A 13,747-nucleotide genomic window follows, 5' to 3' on the forward strand; every position below is an offset into this window, starting at 1 on the left:
ATGATCCAGCTTCGTACCGTCCTTAACGTGGCGGACAACTCTGGAGCCAAGAAGATCATGTGCATCCAGGTCGTGGGCGGAAGCCGTCGCCGTTGGGGCAATGTCGGCGACGTCATAGTGGCCTCCGTAAAGGAAGCCATTCCCAACAGCAACATCCCCAAGGGGAAAGTGGTCAAGGCGGTCATAGTCAGAACCAAGAAGGAACATCGCCGTGTCGACGGATCCTACGTTCGCTTCGACGACAACGCCGCAGTGATCATCGACAACAACGGGGACCCCAGGGGAACCCGTATCTTTGGCCCTGTGGCCAGGGAACTTCGGGCCAGGAAATACATGAGAATTCTCTCTCTGGCTCCCGAGGTAGTGTAAGGGGGCACATGGTATGAACAGATTAAAAAAAGGCGATCGCGTCCGTGTGATCTCCGGTAAAGACAAGGGAAAAGAGGGCAAGGTCCTCAAGGTCCTCAAAAGCAAGGACAGGGACATGGTCGTGGTCGAGGGGGTCAACATGGCCTCCAAGCACGCCAAGCCCTCCCAGAAGAGCCCTCAAGGCGGCATCGTCAAGCAGGAGAACCCCATATATGCCTGTAAGGTGATGCTGGTCTGTCCGACCACCGGGAAACCCACCAGGGTCGGACATGCCTTCCTTGAGGACGGTCGCAAGGTCAGAGTCGCCAAGGTTAGCGGCGAGATCGTGGACCAGATCTAGCGGAGGAGGCACGGAAATGAAACCTCGTATGCTCGAGAAATATCAAGGCGAGGCTGCTCCGGCCCTTCATAAGGAGTTCGGCTACAGCAACCCAATGGAGATCCCTCGTCTCGTCAAGATAGTGATCAACATCGGAGTCGGTGAAGGCAAACAGGACGCCAAGTACGTCAACGCCGCCATGTCCGAGCTGGCTACCATAGCGGGACAGCGCCCCATGATGAAGAGGGCTAAGAAGTCCATAGCCGGTTTCAAGCTCAGAGAGGGCGTTCCCGTCGGTTGTTCCGTGACCCTTAGGGGCAGTCGTATGTGGGAGTTCCTGGATAGGCTGGTCAGCGTCGTTCTCCCTCGTATTAAGGACTTCCGGGGCATATCCGGCAAGGCCTTTGACGGAAGGGGTAACTATAACCTCGGTCTCAAGGAACAGATAATCTTTCCCGAGATCGACTACGACAAGATCATGGTGTCCAAGGGGATGAACATAACGTTCGTCTCGACCGCGAATACCGATGAAGAGGGACTGGCCCTGCTTTCCAAGCTGGGCATGCCCTTCGCAAGGTAGAGGAAGGGGTAACGGAGTATGGCCAGAAAAGCCATGGAGCACAAGGCGACTTTGACGCCCAAGTTCAAGGTACGTCAGCATAACAGGTGCCCTATCTGCGGCCGTGTTCACGGATATATGCGGAAGTTCAACATGTGCCGCTGCTGCTTCCGCAAGCTGGCGAGGGAAGGCAAGATTCCCGGCATCGTCAAGTCCAGCTGGTAGTCACTGAAAGGGGGCACACACGGGATGTACGTTAACGATCCTATAGCGGATATGCTCACTCGGATCAGAAATGCCAACATGGTGTATCATGATTCGCTGGACATTCCCATCAGTAAGACGAAGCTCTCCATAGCCAAGATACTTAAGGGCGAGGGCTATATAAAGAACTACAAGGTTATCAACGATCCTAAGAAACCCTACGGGATCCTGAGGGTATTCCTCAGTTACGGTCCCAACAGGGAGAGGGTCATACAGGGACTGCGTCGCATAAGCAAGCCCGGACGCAGAATGTATGTAGGCAAGGACAAGCTGCCCAAGGTAATGGGCGGCCTCGGCATCGCCATCATCTCCACCTCCAGCGGTCTAAAGACTGACGCTGAAGCCAGAACTTCTGGCAGTGGTGGAGAGGTCGTCTGCTACATCTGGTAGGGGGGAGAGGCATACATGTCTAGAATCGGACTTAAACCCGTAACCCTTCCAAGCGGAACCACGGTCTCCGTAGCGAACGACAAGATCGTCGTCAAAGGGGCTAAGGGAGAGCTTTCCATGCCCACGATCCAGGATATCTCCGTCGAGGTCTCCGATGGTATCGTCAAGGTAGCGAGGGCTAACGAACTAAAGAAGACCAAGTCGGCCCACGGGATGGTCCGTGCCATGATTCAGAACATGGTGACCGGAGTAACCGATGGCTACGAGATAAAGCTCGAGATCGTCGGAGTAGGGTACAGGGCTCAGATGCAGGGAAGCAACCTTCAGTTGAGCCTTGGATTCTCCCATCCGGTGATCCACGAGGCGCCAGAGGGCATAGAGTTCGCCACAGACGGTCCTACGAAGTTAAGCGTAAAGGGAATCGACAAGCAGCTAGTCGGTCAGACCGCCGCTATCATCAGGGGATACCGTCCGCCCGAGCCCTATAAGGGCAAGGGCATCCGTTACGAGGGCGAGCACATAATTCGTAAGGCCGGCAAAGCCGGAGCCAAGTAGGGGTGATCGCATCATGATCAAGATAAAAGGCAGAAACAGGATGAGGGTCGTCCGTCATCTTCGGCTTCGTCGCAAGCTCAAAGGAACCTCCGAGCGTCCCAGAATGTCGGTGTTCCGGAGCCTGAACGAGATCTACGTCCAGATTATAGACGATACTGTGGGACGTACCCTGGCATCGGCTTCCACCCTCGACAAGGCCCTCAAGGCAGAGCTCCAGGTCCACGGCACCGTGGACGCCGCTAAGGCGGTCGGCGAGCTAGTGGCCCGCAGAGCTCTGGACAAAGGGATCTCCGAGGTCGTCTTCGATAGGGGCGGTCATATGTATCACGGTCGCGTCAAGGCGCTGGCCGAGGCCGCTCGCGAGGCGGGCCTGAAGCTGTAAGGAGGATGGAGCATGAACGGTAGACAGGCAAACTCCGATATGCTGGAGCGCGTCGTCGCGATCAACCGGGTCAGCAAGGTCGTTAAAGGCGGAAAACGCTTCCGTTTCAGCGTCCTGGTTGTCGTTGGAGACGGCGAGAGCAAAGTAGGCGTAGGCATGGGCAAGGCTCGTGAGATCTCCGAGGCCGTCCGCAAGGGCATAGAGGCCGCCAAGAAGGATCTCAGGGTGGTCAAGAAGGTCGGAAAAACCCTTCCCCATCCCATCATCGGGAAGTTCGGATCCGCCGAAGTTCTTCTCAAGCCGGCAGCCCCCGGTACGGGAGTCATCGCTGGCGGTGTGGTCCGAGCCATCATGGAGCTCGGTGGGGTCAAAGACGTTCTCACCAAGATCGTCGGACGTACCAACAACCCCATCAACGTGGCTCGTGCTACCTTGTCCGCGGTAGGTGCCCTAAGAACTCCGGACGAGATCCTGGCGCTTCGCGGCAAGAAGCGCACTCAGGAAACCGCTTAGGACAGGTGATCGATATGGCTAAACTTATCATCACCTGGAAGAGAAGCACCATAGGTCGTCCTCCCAAGCAGGAGAGGACCGTCAAGGCTTTGGGCCTCAAGAAGCTAAACTCTACGGTGATCCATGAGGATACTCCTCAGATCAGGGGCATGGTGGCCAAGGTAGCTCACCTTGTCGAATGTTCGACCGTAGAGGAATAGGGAGGGAAGTCCAGTGAAACTTAACGATCTCCATCCCGCACCGGGAACGAAGAGAAAACCCAAAAGGGTCGGATGCGGCGCAGGATGCGGCAGCGGAAAGACCTCCGGTCGGGGACATAAGGGACAGAAGTCCAGAAGCGGAGGCGGAGTTCGCCCCGGTTTCGAAGGCGGACAGATGCCTTTGGTTCGCAGAACCCCTAAGAGGGGATTCAACAACGCTCGTTTCGGGACCTCCTTCCAGATTGTCAACCTGGATCTTCTCGAGTCCCGTTTCGAATCAGGTTCGGTCATCACCGCCACCGAACTGGCCGCCAAGCGGCTTATAAGCGACGAAAAGGGCCTGGTGAAAGTCTTGGCGAAGGGGGACATTTCCAAGGCCTTGACCGTCAAGGTCAACGCTTTCAGCGCCGAGGCCATCAAGAAAATAGAGGCGGCCGGCGGGAAAGCCGAGGTGATCTGAGGTGCTGGATTCCTTCCGAGATGCATTCAGGCTTCCGGATCTTAAAAGGCGGATTCTCTTTACTATGGGGATGCTTTTTGTTTTCCGCCTCGGGGCTCATATTCCCACTCCGGGAATTGACTCCGCCGCCATGGCGCACCTCTTCGAGGGAGGCGGCGTGCTCGGGTTTCTGGATATGTTCGCCGGAGGCGCGTTGAGACGATTCAGTATATTCGCTCTCGGTGTCGCGCCTTACATCAACGCCAGCATCGTCATGCAGCTCTTGGTGGTCGTGTTCCCGGCTCTTGAAAAAATGCAGAAGGAAGGACCGGAAGGACAGAAGAAAATCATTCAGATCACCAGGTTGAGCACACTTGGTTTCGCCGCCATCCAGTCCGTAGGAATGGTCTTCTGGCTTCAGAGGGTAGGTGTCTTCTCCGGTGGTGCACTAGGCATGGTGACCGCCATTTTGACCATAATCGCAGGAGCCGTAGCGGTTATGTGGTTGGGCGAGGAAATATCCGATCATGGAATAGGAAACGGAATCTCCCTGCTGATATTCGCCGGAATCGTAGCCAGAATTCCCGAAGCCACCATAAGGACCTGGAACATGCTCCATCTCGGAGAGCTCCACGCACTGATCGTCCTATTGGCTCTGATGGTCATGATAGTCGTGGTGGCCGGTTGCATAGTCTTACAGGAAGGTCAGAGACGTCTTCCGGTTCAGTACGCCAAAAAGGTCGTCGGCAACAAAGTCTACGGAGGTCAGAGCACCTTTATTCCTTTGAAGGTCAACCAGGGAGGGGTCATGCCGATAATATTCGCCTCCTCCATATTGATTTTCCCCTACACGGTGCTTAAGTTCTTCTCCGGAGATATGGCGATCAAATTACAGAATATGCTGGCTCCAGGTAGCTGGCTCTATTCGGTGCTCTACGTCACCTTGATATTGTTTTTCGCCTATTTTTACACAGCTATGGTTTTCAACCCCAGCGACGTGGCGAACAACATGAAGAAATACGGCGGCTTCATCCTCGGCATACGCCCCGGAAAGCCTACCTCGGATTACATCGAAAAGGTAATGTCCAGGATCACCTTGGGCGGTGCTCTTTTCCTCGCCATCATAGCCCTGATTCCTACGGTGATGACCAACCTTATGGGGATAACCAGCTTCTACTTCGGTGGAACCGCTGTCCTCATCGTGGTCGGTGTTGCCTTGGATCTTGTACATCAGGTCGAGGGACAGCTGTTGATGAGGCACTACGAGGGTATCCTGAAACGCCGTAATGGCGCCGGTGCCGGTATCCTGAGGTTCTAGGCGGTGTCGATATGAGAATCATTCTCCTCGGGCCTCCCGGAGCAGGGAAAGGAACCCAGGCGGAAAAAATAATGGAGCGCCATGCGGTAGCTCATATATCGACCGGAGACATACTCAGGGCCAACGTCAAAACCGAGACAGAGCTGGGACGTAAAGCCAAAGGCTATATGGACGCTGGGAAACTCGTTCCCGACGAGGTCATAGTCGAGATGATGGAGGACCGTCTTCAGAAAAGTGACTGTTCCGAGGGCTTCCTTCTTGACGGATTTCCCAGAACGGTGGCTCAGGCAGAGGCCCTGGACGCTATGTTAAAAAAGCTCGGACTTGTCCTGGATGGCGTGGTGCTTCTGGACGTCGACGACGAAACCGTCGTCAAACGTCTCTCCGGACGCAGAATGTGCAGGGGGTGCGGAAAGATCTTCAACGTGACCTTCAAGCCTTCCGCAAAAGGAGACCTCTGTGATCAGTGTGGAGGAGAGCTCTACCAGAGGGACGACGACCGCGAGGAAGTCATCCGAAACAGGTTAGCTGTCTATCATGATCAGACGGCTCCCCTTATCTCCTATTACGAGGAGAGAGGGCAGCTTCACAGAATAGACGCGGCGGACGGCGACGATGTCCCAGATAAGATCGATTCAATCGTCGGACGGGTCTAATGATCTCGATCAAAAAAAACCGTGAGATAGAAAAGATGCGCCGGGCCGGCCGTATAGTGGCCGACGTGATCATGCTCCTCAAGGACATGATCCGGCCCGGCATAACGACCGCCGATATAGACAGAGCGGCGGAGGATTATATCCGGAAGGCCGGGGCCTATCCCTCTGAAAAGGGATATAAGGTCCCGGGAATACCGGATCCCTACCCTGCATCAGTGTGTACCTCGGTAAACGACGAGGTGGTGCACGGGATCCCGAGCGAGGATCGATACCTTGAAAACGGTGACATCGTCAGCGTCGATATAATGGCCTGCTACGACGGTTATCACGGAGATGCCTGTTACACCTATCCGGTGGGAGAGATCTCCGATAGCCGCCAAGACCTCCTGAATATAACCAAACGGAGTCTGGATCTTGCCTTAGAGGCAGCCAGGGCCGGAAACACCCTGGGCGATATCGGGAACGCCGTTGAATCTCTGGTCATACCTGCGGGCTACGGCCTGGTAAGGGAGTACTCGGGACACGGCATAGGAAAGAGACCTCACGAGGCGCCTATGGTCCCCAACTACGGACGACCGGGACGGGGAATAACCCTGAAGGCCGGCATGACCTTGGCTATAGAGCCCATGGTCATGGCTGGACGGGAGGAACTTGTCCAAGGCTCGGATGGTTGGCTTGTCTCCACCGCCGACGGATCCGATGCGGCCCATTTTGAGAGAACAGTCCTCATAACCGAGGGAACCCCCGAGATCCTAACTCCCTGGGAAGACTAAGGAGGGAAATCCATGGCCAACAAAGACGATGTTATCCAAGTACGCGGAGTAGTCGTAGAGCCTCTGCCCAACGCTATGTTCAAGGTTAAGCTCGAGAACGACCACAAGATACTGGCCCACGTGTCCGGTAAGATGAGAATGCATTTTATAAGAATATTGCCAGGAGACAAGGTCTTGGTGGAGCTTTCGCCCTACGACTTGACAAGGGGACGAATCACCTATAGATATAAATAGTTTTTTCGTCCGTTCTAAGACTCCGTTTCCTAGAGGAAGACGAGCAGGAGGAGCGTATATCATGAAAGTCAGATCTTCGGTAAAACCGATATGTGAATATTGTCGTGTGATAAAGCGGAGAGGTGTGGTCAGAGTCATCTGCAGCCGCAACCCCCGTCATAAGCAGCGTCAGGGAGCGAGGAGGTAAGGCGATGGCCCGCATTTCAGGAGTCGATCTGCCCCGCGAGAAGAGGGTTGAAATAGGTCTCACCTATATATTCGGAATAGGTCTGACCACGTCTAAGAAGATCTTGGCCACCACCGGTGTGAACCCCGATACCAGGGTCAAGGATCTGACCGAGGAGGAGACCCAGAAGCTTCGGTCAGAGATCCAGAACGGCTACACCGTTGAGGGAGATCTTCGTCGAGAGGTGACCATGAACATAAAGAGGCTCATGGACATCGGTTGCTACCGGGGTATCCGTCACAGACAGGGTCTTCCCCTTCGAGGCCAGCGGACCAAGACCAATGCCAGAACCAGAAAAGGTCCGAAACGAACCGTTGCCGGCAAGAAGAAATAGCCGGGAGTCAAAGGAGGTAGACCTTCGTGGCCAAGCGTACTCAGCGTAGAGGCAAGAGAAAAGAGAAAAAGAATATATCCTACGGAGTTGCTCACGTATTTTCCACTTTCAACAACACTATCGTGAGCATAACCGATAAGGGCGGAGCCGTTATTTCATGGGCTTCCGGTGGTAACGTAGGATTCAAGGGAACCAGAAAGTCCACCCCCTTTGCGGCTCAGATCGCCTCGCAGCAGGCGGCCAAAGCCGCACAGGATCATGGGCTTAAAGAGGTAGACGTCATCGTCAAGGGCCCTGGCCCTGGCCGAGAGTCCGCCATAAGAGCCCTCCAGGGGGCGGGACTTCAGGTCAACAGCATCAGAGACGACACACCGATCCCCCACAACGGATGCCGTCCTCCCAAGAGACGTCGCGTATAGCCGTGTCTTGCGGTCACGGAATCCATAGGTGGCCGGCGGTCATAAGGAATGGGAGAAAAGACGATTTATCAGCGAAAGGTGTTGGGATCATTGGAGTTTATGAGGCCTGAAATCCGAGTTGAGGAATGTTCGGCGACCAGTGCCAGGATCGTCGTCGGTCCCCTGGAGCGGGGGTTCGGCGTAACCATAGGTAACGCCCTCCGCAGGGTATTGTTGTCCTCCATCAAGGGGGCTGCCATCACCTCGGTGCGTATCGACGGCGTCGTCCATGAGTTCAGCACCATCCCTGGGGTCGGGGAGGACGTCATCGAGTTGCTGTTGAACCTTAAACACGTACCGATACGGTCTTACAGTCCTGAAGTCAGGGTGCTGAGACTCGAGGCCGAGGGAGAGCGGAGGGTAACAGCCGCCGATTTTCAACCCGACAGCGAGATAGAGTTTGTCGATCCCGAAGCCTACATCTGTACCTTGGCTGAGGGAGCTCGTCTCTCACTGGAAGTCTATATCGAACAGGGAGTCGGTTATGCGCCAGCAGATAGACCTAAACCGGCCTATCTGCCTATGGATTCGTTGTTGATAGACGCCATATTCACCCCGATACAGAGGGTCAAGTACGAGGTCCAGGCGGAGAGAGTCGGCCAGAGGACTGACTACGAGAGGATCGTCATGGACGTCGACACCAACGGAGTGGTAAAGCCCGATCTGGCGGTAGCCGAGGCGGCTAGGCTCCTGAGGAAATATTTCACCATAGTCGTAGAGGAAATCCAGAAGTTACACCCATCGGAGCATACTGATCCCGAGATCGTGGAGTCTCAGGAGATCTCTGTGGCAGAAGAAGAGACTGAAACCGAGCAGGAAAGCGAGGAGAACACCCTCCTTTCCAGAGGCGTTCGAGATCTCGAACTCTCCATCAGAAGCGAAAACTGCCTCCTGCGAGGGGGTATCCACACCATCGGCGACCTGGTGAGTCGCGGGAGGGACGATCTCCTTAAAATCCGGAATCTCGGAAAGATCTCCCTCAGGGAAATCGAGGAAAAGTTGGAGAACCTTGGTTTCTCGCTCCAGGACGAAAAAACTGGAGACACAACGGACAAGGAGGACGAGTCTGAATGAGACATCGAGTCGATAGAAGAAAGCTCGGTCGCCACGGCAGCCATCGTAAGGCCATGTTGGCCAACATGGTAGCCAGCCTTATCATCGAGGAAAGCATCGAGACCACGGTGGCGAAGGCCAAAGAGGTGCGCCGAGTGGCGGAAAAGATCATCACGAGAGCCAGGGGAGGGTCCCTTCACGATAGAAGGATCGTCATCTCCAAGATGAACCACAAAATCGCAGTCAACAAGCTTTTCGACGACGTGGCCAAACGCTATTCCGAGCGTCCCGGCGGTTACACCCGTATCGTCCGTACGGGGTATCGTAACGGCGACGCCGCTCCCATGGCGGTCATCTCCCTGGTCTAGAGGATGGACGAACTTTCCATTGCCTCCCTCGATAGAATAGGTTATTCCTACGTTGAGGAAGGCAATCCCGCCCTCAGGGACATATCCCTGGAGGTGCGGCGGGGCGAATGGCTCGCTCTTTTGGGCGGCAATGGCTCCGGCAAGTCCACGCTGGCAAAACACCTTAACGCCCTGCTCGCTCCGATGCAGGGCGCTTGTTTTATATCCGGGATGGACAGCAGAGACGAGAGGAATCTCTGGGAGATAAGAAAGACCATCTCGATGGTATTTCAAAACCCGGAAAACCAGATCGTCTCCACGGTGGTGGAGGACGACACCGCCTTCGGACCGGAAAACCTGGGTCTTCCTCCCGACGAAATTGAGAACAGAGTCAAAAAAGCTCTCGATATTGCGGGATTGAGCGACAAAGCTAAATCGGCATCCTACACCCTGTCGGGAGGTCAGAAGCAACGTCTGGCTATCGCAGGGGCCATAGCCATGGAACCTCCCTGTATAGTTCTAGATGAACCTACCGCTATGCTCGACCCTCAGGGACGAGGTGAGGTGATGGCCCTATTGGAGGAACTTCACGGTCACGGAATAACGATAATCCACATAACCCACAGGCTTGAGGAAATACGAAAGGCGACCAGAGCGGTCGTTTTACAGGCAGGTCGGTTGATCTGGGACGGACTTCCCGAGGACCTGTTCAAAGAGCCTGAACTGACTTCGTGGGGGCTGGAGCTTCCTCCGATAGTCTCTTTCTGGCGTCGTCTTAGACAGCGGGGACTATGCGAAGACGAGATCCTACCCACAGTGGAAGGGTTGGTGAACCGGCTATGTCGATAAAAGTGAGCAACCTGACCCATATCTACCATAGAGGGACCCCGCTGGAGACTGTGGCATTGAGAGACATATCCGTGGAAATTCCCGAAGGCGGATGGGTCTCCATCGTCGGCCATACCGGAAGCGGCAAATCCACATTGGCGCAGCATCTGGACGCTCTCCTGCTTCCCGACGAAGGCAGTGTCCTGGTGGATGGCCTATCCACGGACGTAAAGAAAGACCTCAGAAAGATCAGACGCAAGGTCGGATTGGTCTTCCAATATCCGGAGCAACAGCTTTTCGCCGAAACCGTCAGGGAAGAGCTCTCCTTCGGACCTAAAAACTGGGGTGAAATAGACGATCTCGATCGAACTCTGACGGAGGTAATGGAGCAGGTCGGACTGGACGAATCTTATCTTGAAAGATCCCCCTTCAAGTTGTCCGGTGGCGAGAAAAGAAGGGTAGCCATTGCCTCGGTCTTGGCGGTAAAACCCTCCTACCTGGTCTTGGACGAACCCACCGCAGGGTTGGACGCCTCGGGCCGTCATCGTCTGGTAGAACTGCTCTCCAGAATACACGAAGACGGAACGTCGGTCATAATGGTGACCCACGATCTGGAGATAGCCCTGGACCTGAGCGATAGGATCATCGCTCTCGAAAAAGGGACGATAGCCTGTCAGGGAACCCCGGAGGAAATAGTTCTCTCCTTGGAAAGTCGACCGGTCTCCGGATTGGTTCTGCCCGATATATGTAAAATTTGGCTGGGCGTTAAAAACAGAGGAATGGAGATCCCCTTCAGCTGCGATCCCATCTACCTTGCGGACTTCATCGCTGATAGGAGCTGATCGGTTTGAAATTCCTGGATAACCTGAGTTTCGGACAGTACATACCGGCGGATTCCCCCGTTCACAGATGTGATCCCAGATGTAAAATTATGTCGGTCCTGATCCTTCTGACCGGTGTATTTCTGGTGGATTCCCCTGTAGGCTTTATCTTTTGGGGAGGTCTGTTGTGGCTGTTGAGCCTTATCTCGAAAATAGGCATCCCCGTCCTTCTCAGGACGGTAAGGCCGATAATGTTTCTTATAATATTCACTGCTATAATAAATCTCTTCTTTACATCGGGGACTCCTCTGTTTGAAATAGGTCCCATATCGATTACGAAAGAAGGAGTTCGATTGGGCGCCTATATGGCCCTTCGGCTCCTGTTTCTGATCCTCTTCGCCAACCTCTTGACCTTGACCACTAGCCCTATGGCATTGGCTGATGGTATAGAATCTTTGTTGTCTCCCTTTAAAAGACTGGGGCTTCCCGCGCATGAAATGGCAATGATGATGACCATCGCCTTAAGATTCATTCCGACCTTGATGAACGAAACCGACAGGATAATGAAAGCTCAGCTCGCAAGGGGGGCTGATCTCGATAGGGGAGGATTGATCAAGAGACTAAAGGCCTTTATACCCGTACTTATTCCTCTGTTCGTGATAGTATTTCAGAGGGCCGACGATCTTGCCGTAGCCATGGAAGCCAGATGCTACAGAGGTGGAGGAGGACGAACCAGAATGCGTCCTTTTGCCTGGGGGACCGGAGAGACCTTGTCCTTGAGCTTTGTCCTGACCGTGGTGGTAGCTCTGACCGTTCTCGAAAGGCACATCGGCCTATGAAGTACGCATTGGAGATATCCTACGAAGGCAGCTATTTTTCCGGCTGGCAGCTGCAACCGGATTCGATAACGGTGCAGGAAGTTCTCGAAGAAGCTCTTACCGTTCTCGAAGGGGCTCCCGTCAAAGTTTCCGGTGCTGGAAGGACCGACAGCGGAGTCCACGCCAGAGGTCAGGTGGCATCCTTCGAATTGTCGAAAACATGGGATCCCTACAGGCTCACTCTTGCGGTAAACGCCAATCTTCCCGAACACGTCTCGGTTATGAGGGCCTCGGCGGTACCGGACGATTTTGACGCTAGACGGAGCGCTCTATGGAGGGAATACGCCTACTTTGTATGGCACGGGCCTTCCTGTTTCCCCCATGTCCGTGACATGGTCTGGTGGAGAAAGAGAGACGACTGGAACATAGATGCGGTCGACGGGTGTTGCAGGGCTTTGGTCGGGGAACACGATTTCGGCGCCTTCTGTAGACTCTCCGAATGTCCTGAAAACGCCGTGAGAACACTGTTCAGTGTAAGGCATATAAGGAGAGGAAGGCTGTCCATCTTCAGGATAAGGGGTAGAGGGTTTCTCACTAACATGGTGAGAATAATCCTCGGGAACATCGATGCCGTAGCGACCGGAAAGAAAAGACTCGAATGGTTCGAAAGGCTGCTTCTCGGAGGAACGAGAGTAGACTCGGCTACGACGGCTCCCGCTTCGGGATTATTCTTTTGGCGGGTTGGCTACGACGATTTTTAACGGTAGAATCGTAGACGTTATCGAGTTTGAGGATCTAAGTCGTAATTGAGGAGGAGACTGCCACGTGTTTGGTTTGGGAAACGATATAGGCATAGATCTGGGGACGGCGACGGTCCTGATCTACGTCAAGGGTAAAGGTGTCGTCCTTCGGGAGCCCTCGGTCGTGGCGGTGGATCAGGAATCGGGAAAAATCCTGGCCGTAGGGTACGAGGCTAAAAACATGGTGGGACGGACACCGGGAAATGTCATATCGGTCCGCCCCCTTAGAGACGGAGTTATAGCGGACTACACGATGACCGAGACCATGCTCAGATATTTCATGAGACGGGTCAACACCGGCATTCGCAGGTTTTTCAGGAACAGGGTCATGATATGCGTTCCATCCGGGGCCACAGACGTAGAGAGGCGAGCCGTCCTGGAGGCAGCCGTAGAGGTGGGAGCCAGAGAGGCCTATCTCATAGAGGAACCCATGGCCGCGGCCATAGGAGCTCAGCTGAACGTCGAGGAGCCCAGAGGAAAAATGGTGGTCGACATAGGCGGTGGCACCACCGACATAGCGGTGATATCCTTGGGCGGTATCGTGATATCCAAATCGCTGCGAATCGGAGGAGACAAGTTCGACGAGTGCATAATGCGCTACCTTCGTAGGCAGTACAACCTAGCCATAGGCGAGCAGATGGCCGAAAATCTTAAGATAATGATAGGGACATGCTTGGCCGACGGAGAGGAAACGGAGATGACCTTGAAGGGCAGGGACCTGGTCCAGGGACTGCCCAGACAGATAGAGGTCAGCAGTAGAAGCGTCTGTTCCGCCATAGGAGAGAGGGTCCAATCCATCGTCGACGGTGTTAGAAACGTTTTGGAGCTCACGCCGCCGGAGCTTTCCGCCGATATTATAGACGGAGGGATCGTCCTTACCGGAGGAGGGTCCCTCTTAAGAGGTCTGCCGGAGCTCATATCCAGACAGACCGGAATCAGATGTTTTGCGGCGGATCAGCCTACCGAGTGCGTCGCTCTGGGAACCGGAATAGCCCTGGCGAACATAAACAGGCTGCTGGATTCTGGAAAAGGAGGTATCCTTTTCTCGGCCAGAAGAGGACGTCGCCGTCGCTGGTGAGGAGGGACGCTAA

General features: G+C 54.6%; 24 protein-coding genes. All 24 read left to right on the plus strand.

Annotation, left to right across the window (positions count from 1 at the left end; all coding sequences use genetic code 11):
• The 24 genes from rplN to L2W48_RS01555 all read left to right on the plus strand — a co-directional run bounded on the left by rplN (position 1) and on the right by L2W48_RS01555 (position 13,734).
• Positions 1-369, plus strand: coding sequence for a 50S ribosomal protein L14 (gene rplN, locus L2W48_RS01440; protein WP_005661714.1), 369 nt, complete (start codon positions 1-3; stop codon positions 367-369).
• A 13-nt stretch (positions 370-382) separates the two neighbouring features.
• Positions 383-709 carry a 50S ribosomal protein L24 gene (rplX, locus tag L2W48_RS01445; protein WP_005661716.1) on the plus strand — a complete coding sequence of 109 codons (327 nt, stop codon included), beginning with the start codon at positions 383-385 and terminating at the stop codon, positions 707-709.
• Positions 710-725: 16 nt separating this feature from the next.
• On the plus strand, positions 726-1,268 hold the full coding sequence (gene rplE, locus L2W48_RS01450; RefSeq protein ID WP_005661718.1) for a 50S ribosomal protein L5: 543 nt from the start codon (positions 726-728) through the stop codon (positions 1,266-1,268).
• Between the two features lie 18 nt (positions 1,269-1,286).
• Positions 1,287-1,472, plus strand: coding sequence for a type Z 30S ribosomal protein S14 (locus L2W48_RS01455; protein WP_005661721.1), 186 nt, complete (start codon positions 1,287-1,289; stop codon positions 1,470-1,472).
• Positions 1,473-1,496: 24 nt separating this feature from the next.
• Positions 1,497-1,901: a 30S ribosomal protein S8 gene (gene rpsH / locus L2W48_RS01460; RefSeq protein ID WP_005661723.1), complete on the plus strand. Its 405-nt coding sequence runs from the start codon at positions 1,497-1,499 to the stop codon at positions 1,899-1,901.
• A 15-nt stretch (positions 1,902-1,916) separates the two neighbouring features.
• The gene (gene rplF, locus L2W48_RS01465) at positions 1,917-2,456 is read left to right on the plus strand and encodes a 50S ribosomal protein L6 (RefSeq protein WP_005661725.1); all 540 of its coding nucleotides are present in this window, start codon (positions 1,917-1,919) and stop codon (positions 2,454-2,456) included.
• Positions 2,457-2,469: 13 nt separating this feature from the next.
• Positions 2,470-2,838 carry a 50S ribosomal protein L18 gene (rplR, locus tag L2W48_RS01470; protein WP_005661727.1) on the plus strand — a complete coding sequence of 123 codons (369 nt, stop codon included), beginning with the start codon at positions 2,470-2,472 and terminating at the stop codon, positions 2,836-2,838.
• A 12-nt stretch (positions 2,839-2,850) separates the two neighbouring features.
• A complete protein-coding gene (rpsE, locus tag L2W48_RS01475; protein ID WP_005661729.1) occupies positions 2,851-3,351 on the plus strand; it encodes a 30S ribosomal protein S5 in 501 nt (166 codons plus the stop codon).
• 14 nt (positions 3,352-3,365) lie between these two features.
• Entirely contained in the window at positions 3,366-3,551 is a 186-nt protein-coding gene (gene rpmD / locus L2W48_RS01480; protein WP_005661731.1) for a 50S ribosomal protein L30, read from the plus strand.
• A 13-nt stretch (positions 3,552-3,564) separates the two neighbouring features.
• Positions 3,565-4,011 carry a 50S ribosomal protein L15 gene (gene rplO / locus L2W48_RS01485; protein WP_236097921.1) on the plus strand — a complete coding sequence of 149 codons (447 nt, stop codon included), beginning with the start codon at positions 3,565-3,567 and terminating at the stop codon, positions 4,009-4,011.
• 1 nt (position 4,012) lies between these two features.
• On the plus strand, positions 4,013-5,308 hold the full coding sequence (gene secY, locus L2W48_RS01490; RefSeq protein ID WP_236097922.1) for a preprotein translocase subunit SecY: 1,296 nt from the start codon (positions 4,013-4,015) through the stop codon (positions 5,306-5,308).
• Positions 5,309-5,319: 11 nt separating this feature from the next.
• On the plus strand, positions 5,320-5,964 hold the full coding sequence (locus tag L2W48_RS01495) for an adenylate kinase (RefSeq protein ID WP_236097924.1): 645 nt from the start codon (positions 5,320-5,322) through the stop codon (positions 5,962-5,964).
• Positions 5,964-6,737, plus strand: coding sequence for a type I methionyl aminopeptidase (map, locus tag L2W48_RS01500; RefSeq protein ID WP_236097927.1), 774 nt, complete (start codon positions 5,964-5,966; stop codon positions 6,735-6,737). Before L2W48_RS01495 ends, map begins: the two co-directional genes overlap by 1 nt.
• Positions 6,738-6,749: 12 nt before the next feature.
• Complete coding sequence (infA, locus tag L2W48_RS01505) at positions 6,750-6,971, plus strand: translation initiation factor IF-1 (RefSeq protein WP_005661740.1); 222 nt, start codon at positions 6,750-6,752, stop codon at positions 6,969-6,971.
• A gap of 61 nt (positions 6,972-7,032) precedes the next feature.
• Complete coding sequence (gene rpmJ / locus L2W48_RS01510) at positions 7,033-7,158, plus strand: 50S ribosomal protein L36 (protein WP_005661742.1); 126 nt, start codon at positions 7,033-7,035, stop codon at positions 7,156-7,158.
• Positions 7,159-7,162: 4 nt separating this feature from the next.
• Positions 7,163-7,531 carry a 30S ribosomal protein S13 gene (gene rpsM, locus L2W48_RS01515; RefSeq protein WP_005661744.1) on the plus strand — a complete coding sequence of 123 codons (369 nt, stop codon included), beginning with the start codon at positions 7,163-7,165 and terminating at the stop codon, positions 7,529-7,531.
• Between the two features lie 26 nt (positions 7,532-7,557).
• The gene (gene rpsK, locus L2W48_RS01520; RefSeq protein ID WP_005661746.1) at positions 7,558-7,950 is read left to right on the plus strand and encodes a 30S ribosomal protein S11; all 393 of its coding nucleotides are present in this window, start codon (positions 7,558-7,560) and stop codon (positions 7,948-7,950) included.
• 48 nt (positions 7,951-7,998) lie between these two features.
• Complete coding sequence (locus tag L2W48_RS01525) at positions 7,999-9,063, plus strand: DNA-directed RNA polymerase subunit alpha (RefSeq protein WP_005661748.1); 1,065 nt, start codon at positions 7,999-8,001, stop codon at positions 9,061-9,063.
• Positions 9,060-9,410: a 50S ribosomal protein L17 gene (gene rplQ, locus L2W48_RS01530; protein WP_005661750.1), complete on the plus strand. Its 351-nt coding sequence runs from the start codon at positions 9,060-9,062 to the stop codon at positions 9,408-9,410. Before L2W48_RS01525 ends, rplQ begins: the two co-directional genes overlap by 4 nt.
• Before the next feature lie 3 nt (positions 9,411-9,413).
• The gene (locus tag L2W48_RS01535) at positions 9,414-10,238 is read left to right on the plus strand and encodes an energy-coupling factor transporter ATPase (protein ID WP_236097931.1); all 825 of its coding nucleotides are present in this window, start codon (positions 9,414-9,416) and stop codon (positions 10,236-10,238) included.
• Complete coding sequence (locus tag L2W48_RS01540) at positions 10,229-11,059, plus strand: ATP-binding cassette domain-containing protein (protein WP_236097933.1); 831 nt, start codon at positions 10,229-10,231, stop codon at positions 11,057-11,059. Before L2W48_RS01535 ends, L2W48_RS01540 begins: the two co-directional genes overlap by 10 nt.
• A gap of 5 nt (positions 11,060-11,064) precedes the next feature.
• Positions 11,065-11,877, plus strand: coding sequence for an energy-coupling factor transporter transmembrane component T family protein (locus L2W48_RS01545; RefSeq protein WP_236097934.1), 813 nt, complete (start codon positions 11,065-11,067; stop codon positions 11,875-11,877).
• A complete protein-coding gene (gene truA, locus L2W48_RS01550; RefSeq protein ID WP_236097938.1) occupies positions 11,874-12,617 on the plus strand; it encodes a tRNA pseudouridine(38-40) synthase TruA in 744 nt (247 codons plus the stop codon). The genes L2W48_RS01545 and truA overlap by 4 nt, the downstream gene beginning before the upstream one ends.
• A gap of 64 nt (positions 12,618-12,681) precedes the next feature.
• Entirely contained in the window at positions 12,682-13,734 is a 1,053-nt protein-coding gene (locus L2W48_RS01555) for a rod shape-determining protein (RefSeq protein WP_005661760.1), read from the plus strand.
• The last annotated feature ends 13 nt before the right edge of the window (positions 13,735-13,747 follow it).

The organism is Dethiosulfovibrio russensis (genome assembly GCF_021568855.1).
GTDB lineage: Bacteria > Synergistota > Synergistia > Synergistales > Dethiosulfovibrionaceae > Dethiosulfovibrio > Dethiosulfovibrio russensis.

What these genes read in the sequence shown, in the direction of transcription:
- L2W48_RS01535 (WP_236097931.1), top strand. Translation starts at nt 9,414, where the DNA reads ATGGACGAACTTTCCATTGCCTCCCTCGATAGAATAGGTTATTCCTAC.
- rpsH (WP_005661723.1), top strand. Translation starts at nt 1,497, where the DNA reads ATGTACGTTAACGATCCTATAGCGGATATGCTCACTCGGATCAGAAAT.
- infA (WP_005661740.1), top strand. Translation starts at nt 6,750, where the DNA reads ATGGCCAACAAAGACGATGTTATCCAAGTACGCGGAGTAGTCGTAGAG.
- L2W48_RS01540 (WP_236097933.1), top strand. Translation starts at nt 10,229, where the DNA reads ATGTCGATAAAAGTGAGCAACCTGACCCATATCTACCATAGAGGGACC.
- map (WP_236097927.1), top strand. Translation starts at nt 5,964, where the DNA reads ATGATCTCGATCAAAAAAAACCGTGAGATAGAAAAGATGCGCCGGGCC.
- rplX (WP_005661716.1), top strand. Translation starts at nt 383, where the DNA reads ATGAACAGATTAAAAAAAGGCGATCGCGTCCGTGTGATCTCCGGTAAA.
- rpsM (WP_005661744.1), top strand. Translation starts at nt 7,163, where the DNA reads ATGGCCCGCATTTCAGGAGTCGATCTGCCCCGCGAGAAGAGGGTTGAA.
- rpsE (WP_005661729.1), top strand. Translation starts at nt 2,851, where the DNA reads ATGAACGGTAGACAGGCAAACTCCGATATGCTGGAGCGCGTCGTCGCG.
- rpmD (WP_005661731.1), top strand. Translation starts at nt 3,366, where the DNA reads ATGGCTAAACTTATCATCACCTGGAAGAGAAGCACCATAGGTCGTCCT.
- truA (WP_236097938.1), top strand. Translation starts at nt 11,874, where the DNA reads ATGAAGTACGCATTGGAGATATCCTACGAAGGCAGCTATTTTTCCGGC.
- rplR (WP_005661727.1), top strand. Translation starts at nt 2,470, where the DNA reads ATGATCAAGATAAAAGGCAGAAACAGGATGAGGGTCGTCCGTCATCTT.
- rplE (WP_005661718.1), top strand. Translation starts at nt 726, where the DNA reads ATGAAACCTCGTATGCTCGAGAAATATCAAGGCGAGGCTGCTCCGGCC.
- rpmJ (WP_005661742.1), top strand. Translation starts at nt 7,033, where the DNA reads ATGAAAGTCAGATCTTCGGTAAAACCGATATGTGAATATTGTCGTGTG.
- rplN (WP_005661714.1), top strand. Translation starts at nt 1, where the DNA reads ATGATCCAGCTTCGTACCGTCCTTAACGTGGCGGACAACTCTGGAGCC.
- L2W48_RS01525 (WP_005661748.1), top strand. Translation starts at nt 7,999, where the DNA reads ATGGGAGAAAAGACGATTTATCAGCGAAAGGTGTTGGGATCATTGGAG.
- L2W48_RS01455 (WP_005661721.1), top strand. Translation starts at nt 1,287, where the DNA reads ATGGCCAGAAAAGCCATGGAGCACAAGGCGACTTTGACGCCCAAGTTC.
- rplF (WP_005661725.1), top strand. Translation starts at nt 1,917, where the DNA reads ATGTCTAGAATCGGACTTAAACCCGTAACCCTTCCAAGCGGAACCACG.
- L2W48_RS01495 (WP_236097924.1), top strand. Translation starts at nt 5,320, where the DNA reads ATGAGAATCATTCTCCTCGGGCCTCCCGGAGCAGGGAAAGGAACCCAG.
- rplQ (WP_005661750.1), top strand. Translation starts at nt 9,060, where the DNA reads ATGAGACATCGAGTCGATAGAAGAAAGCTCGGTCGCCACGGCAGCCAT.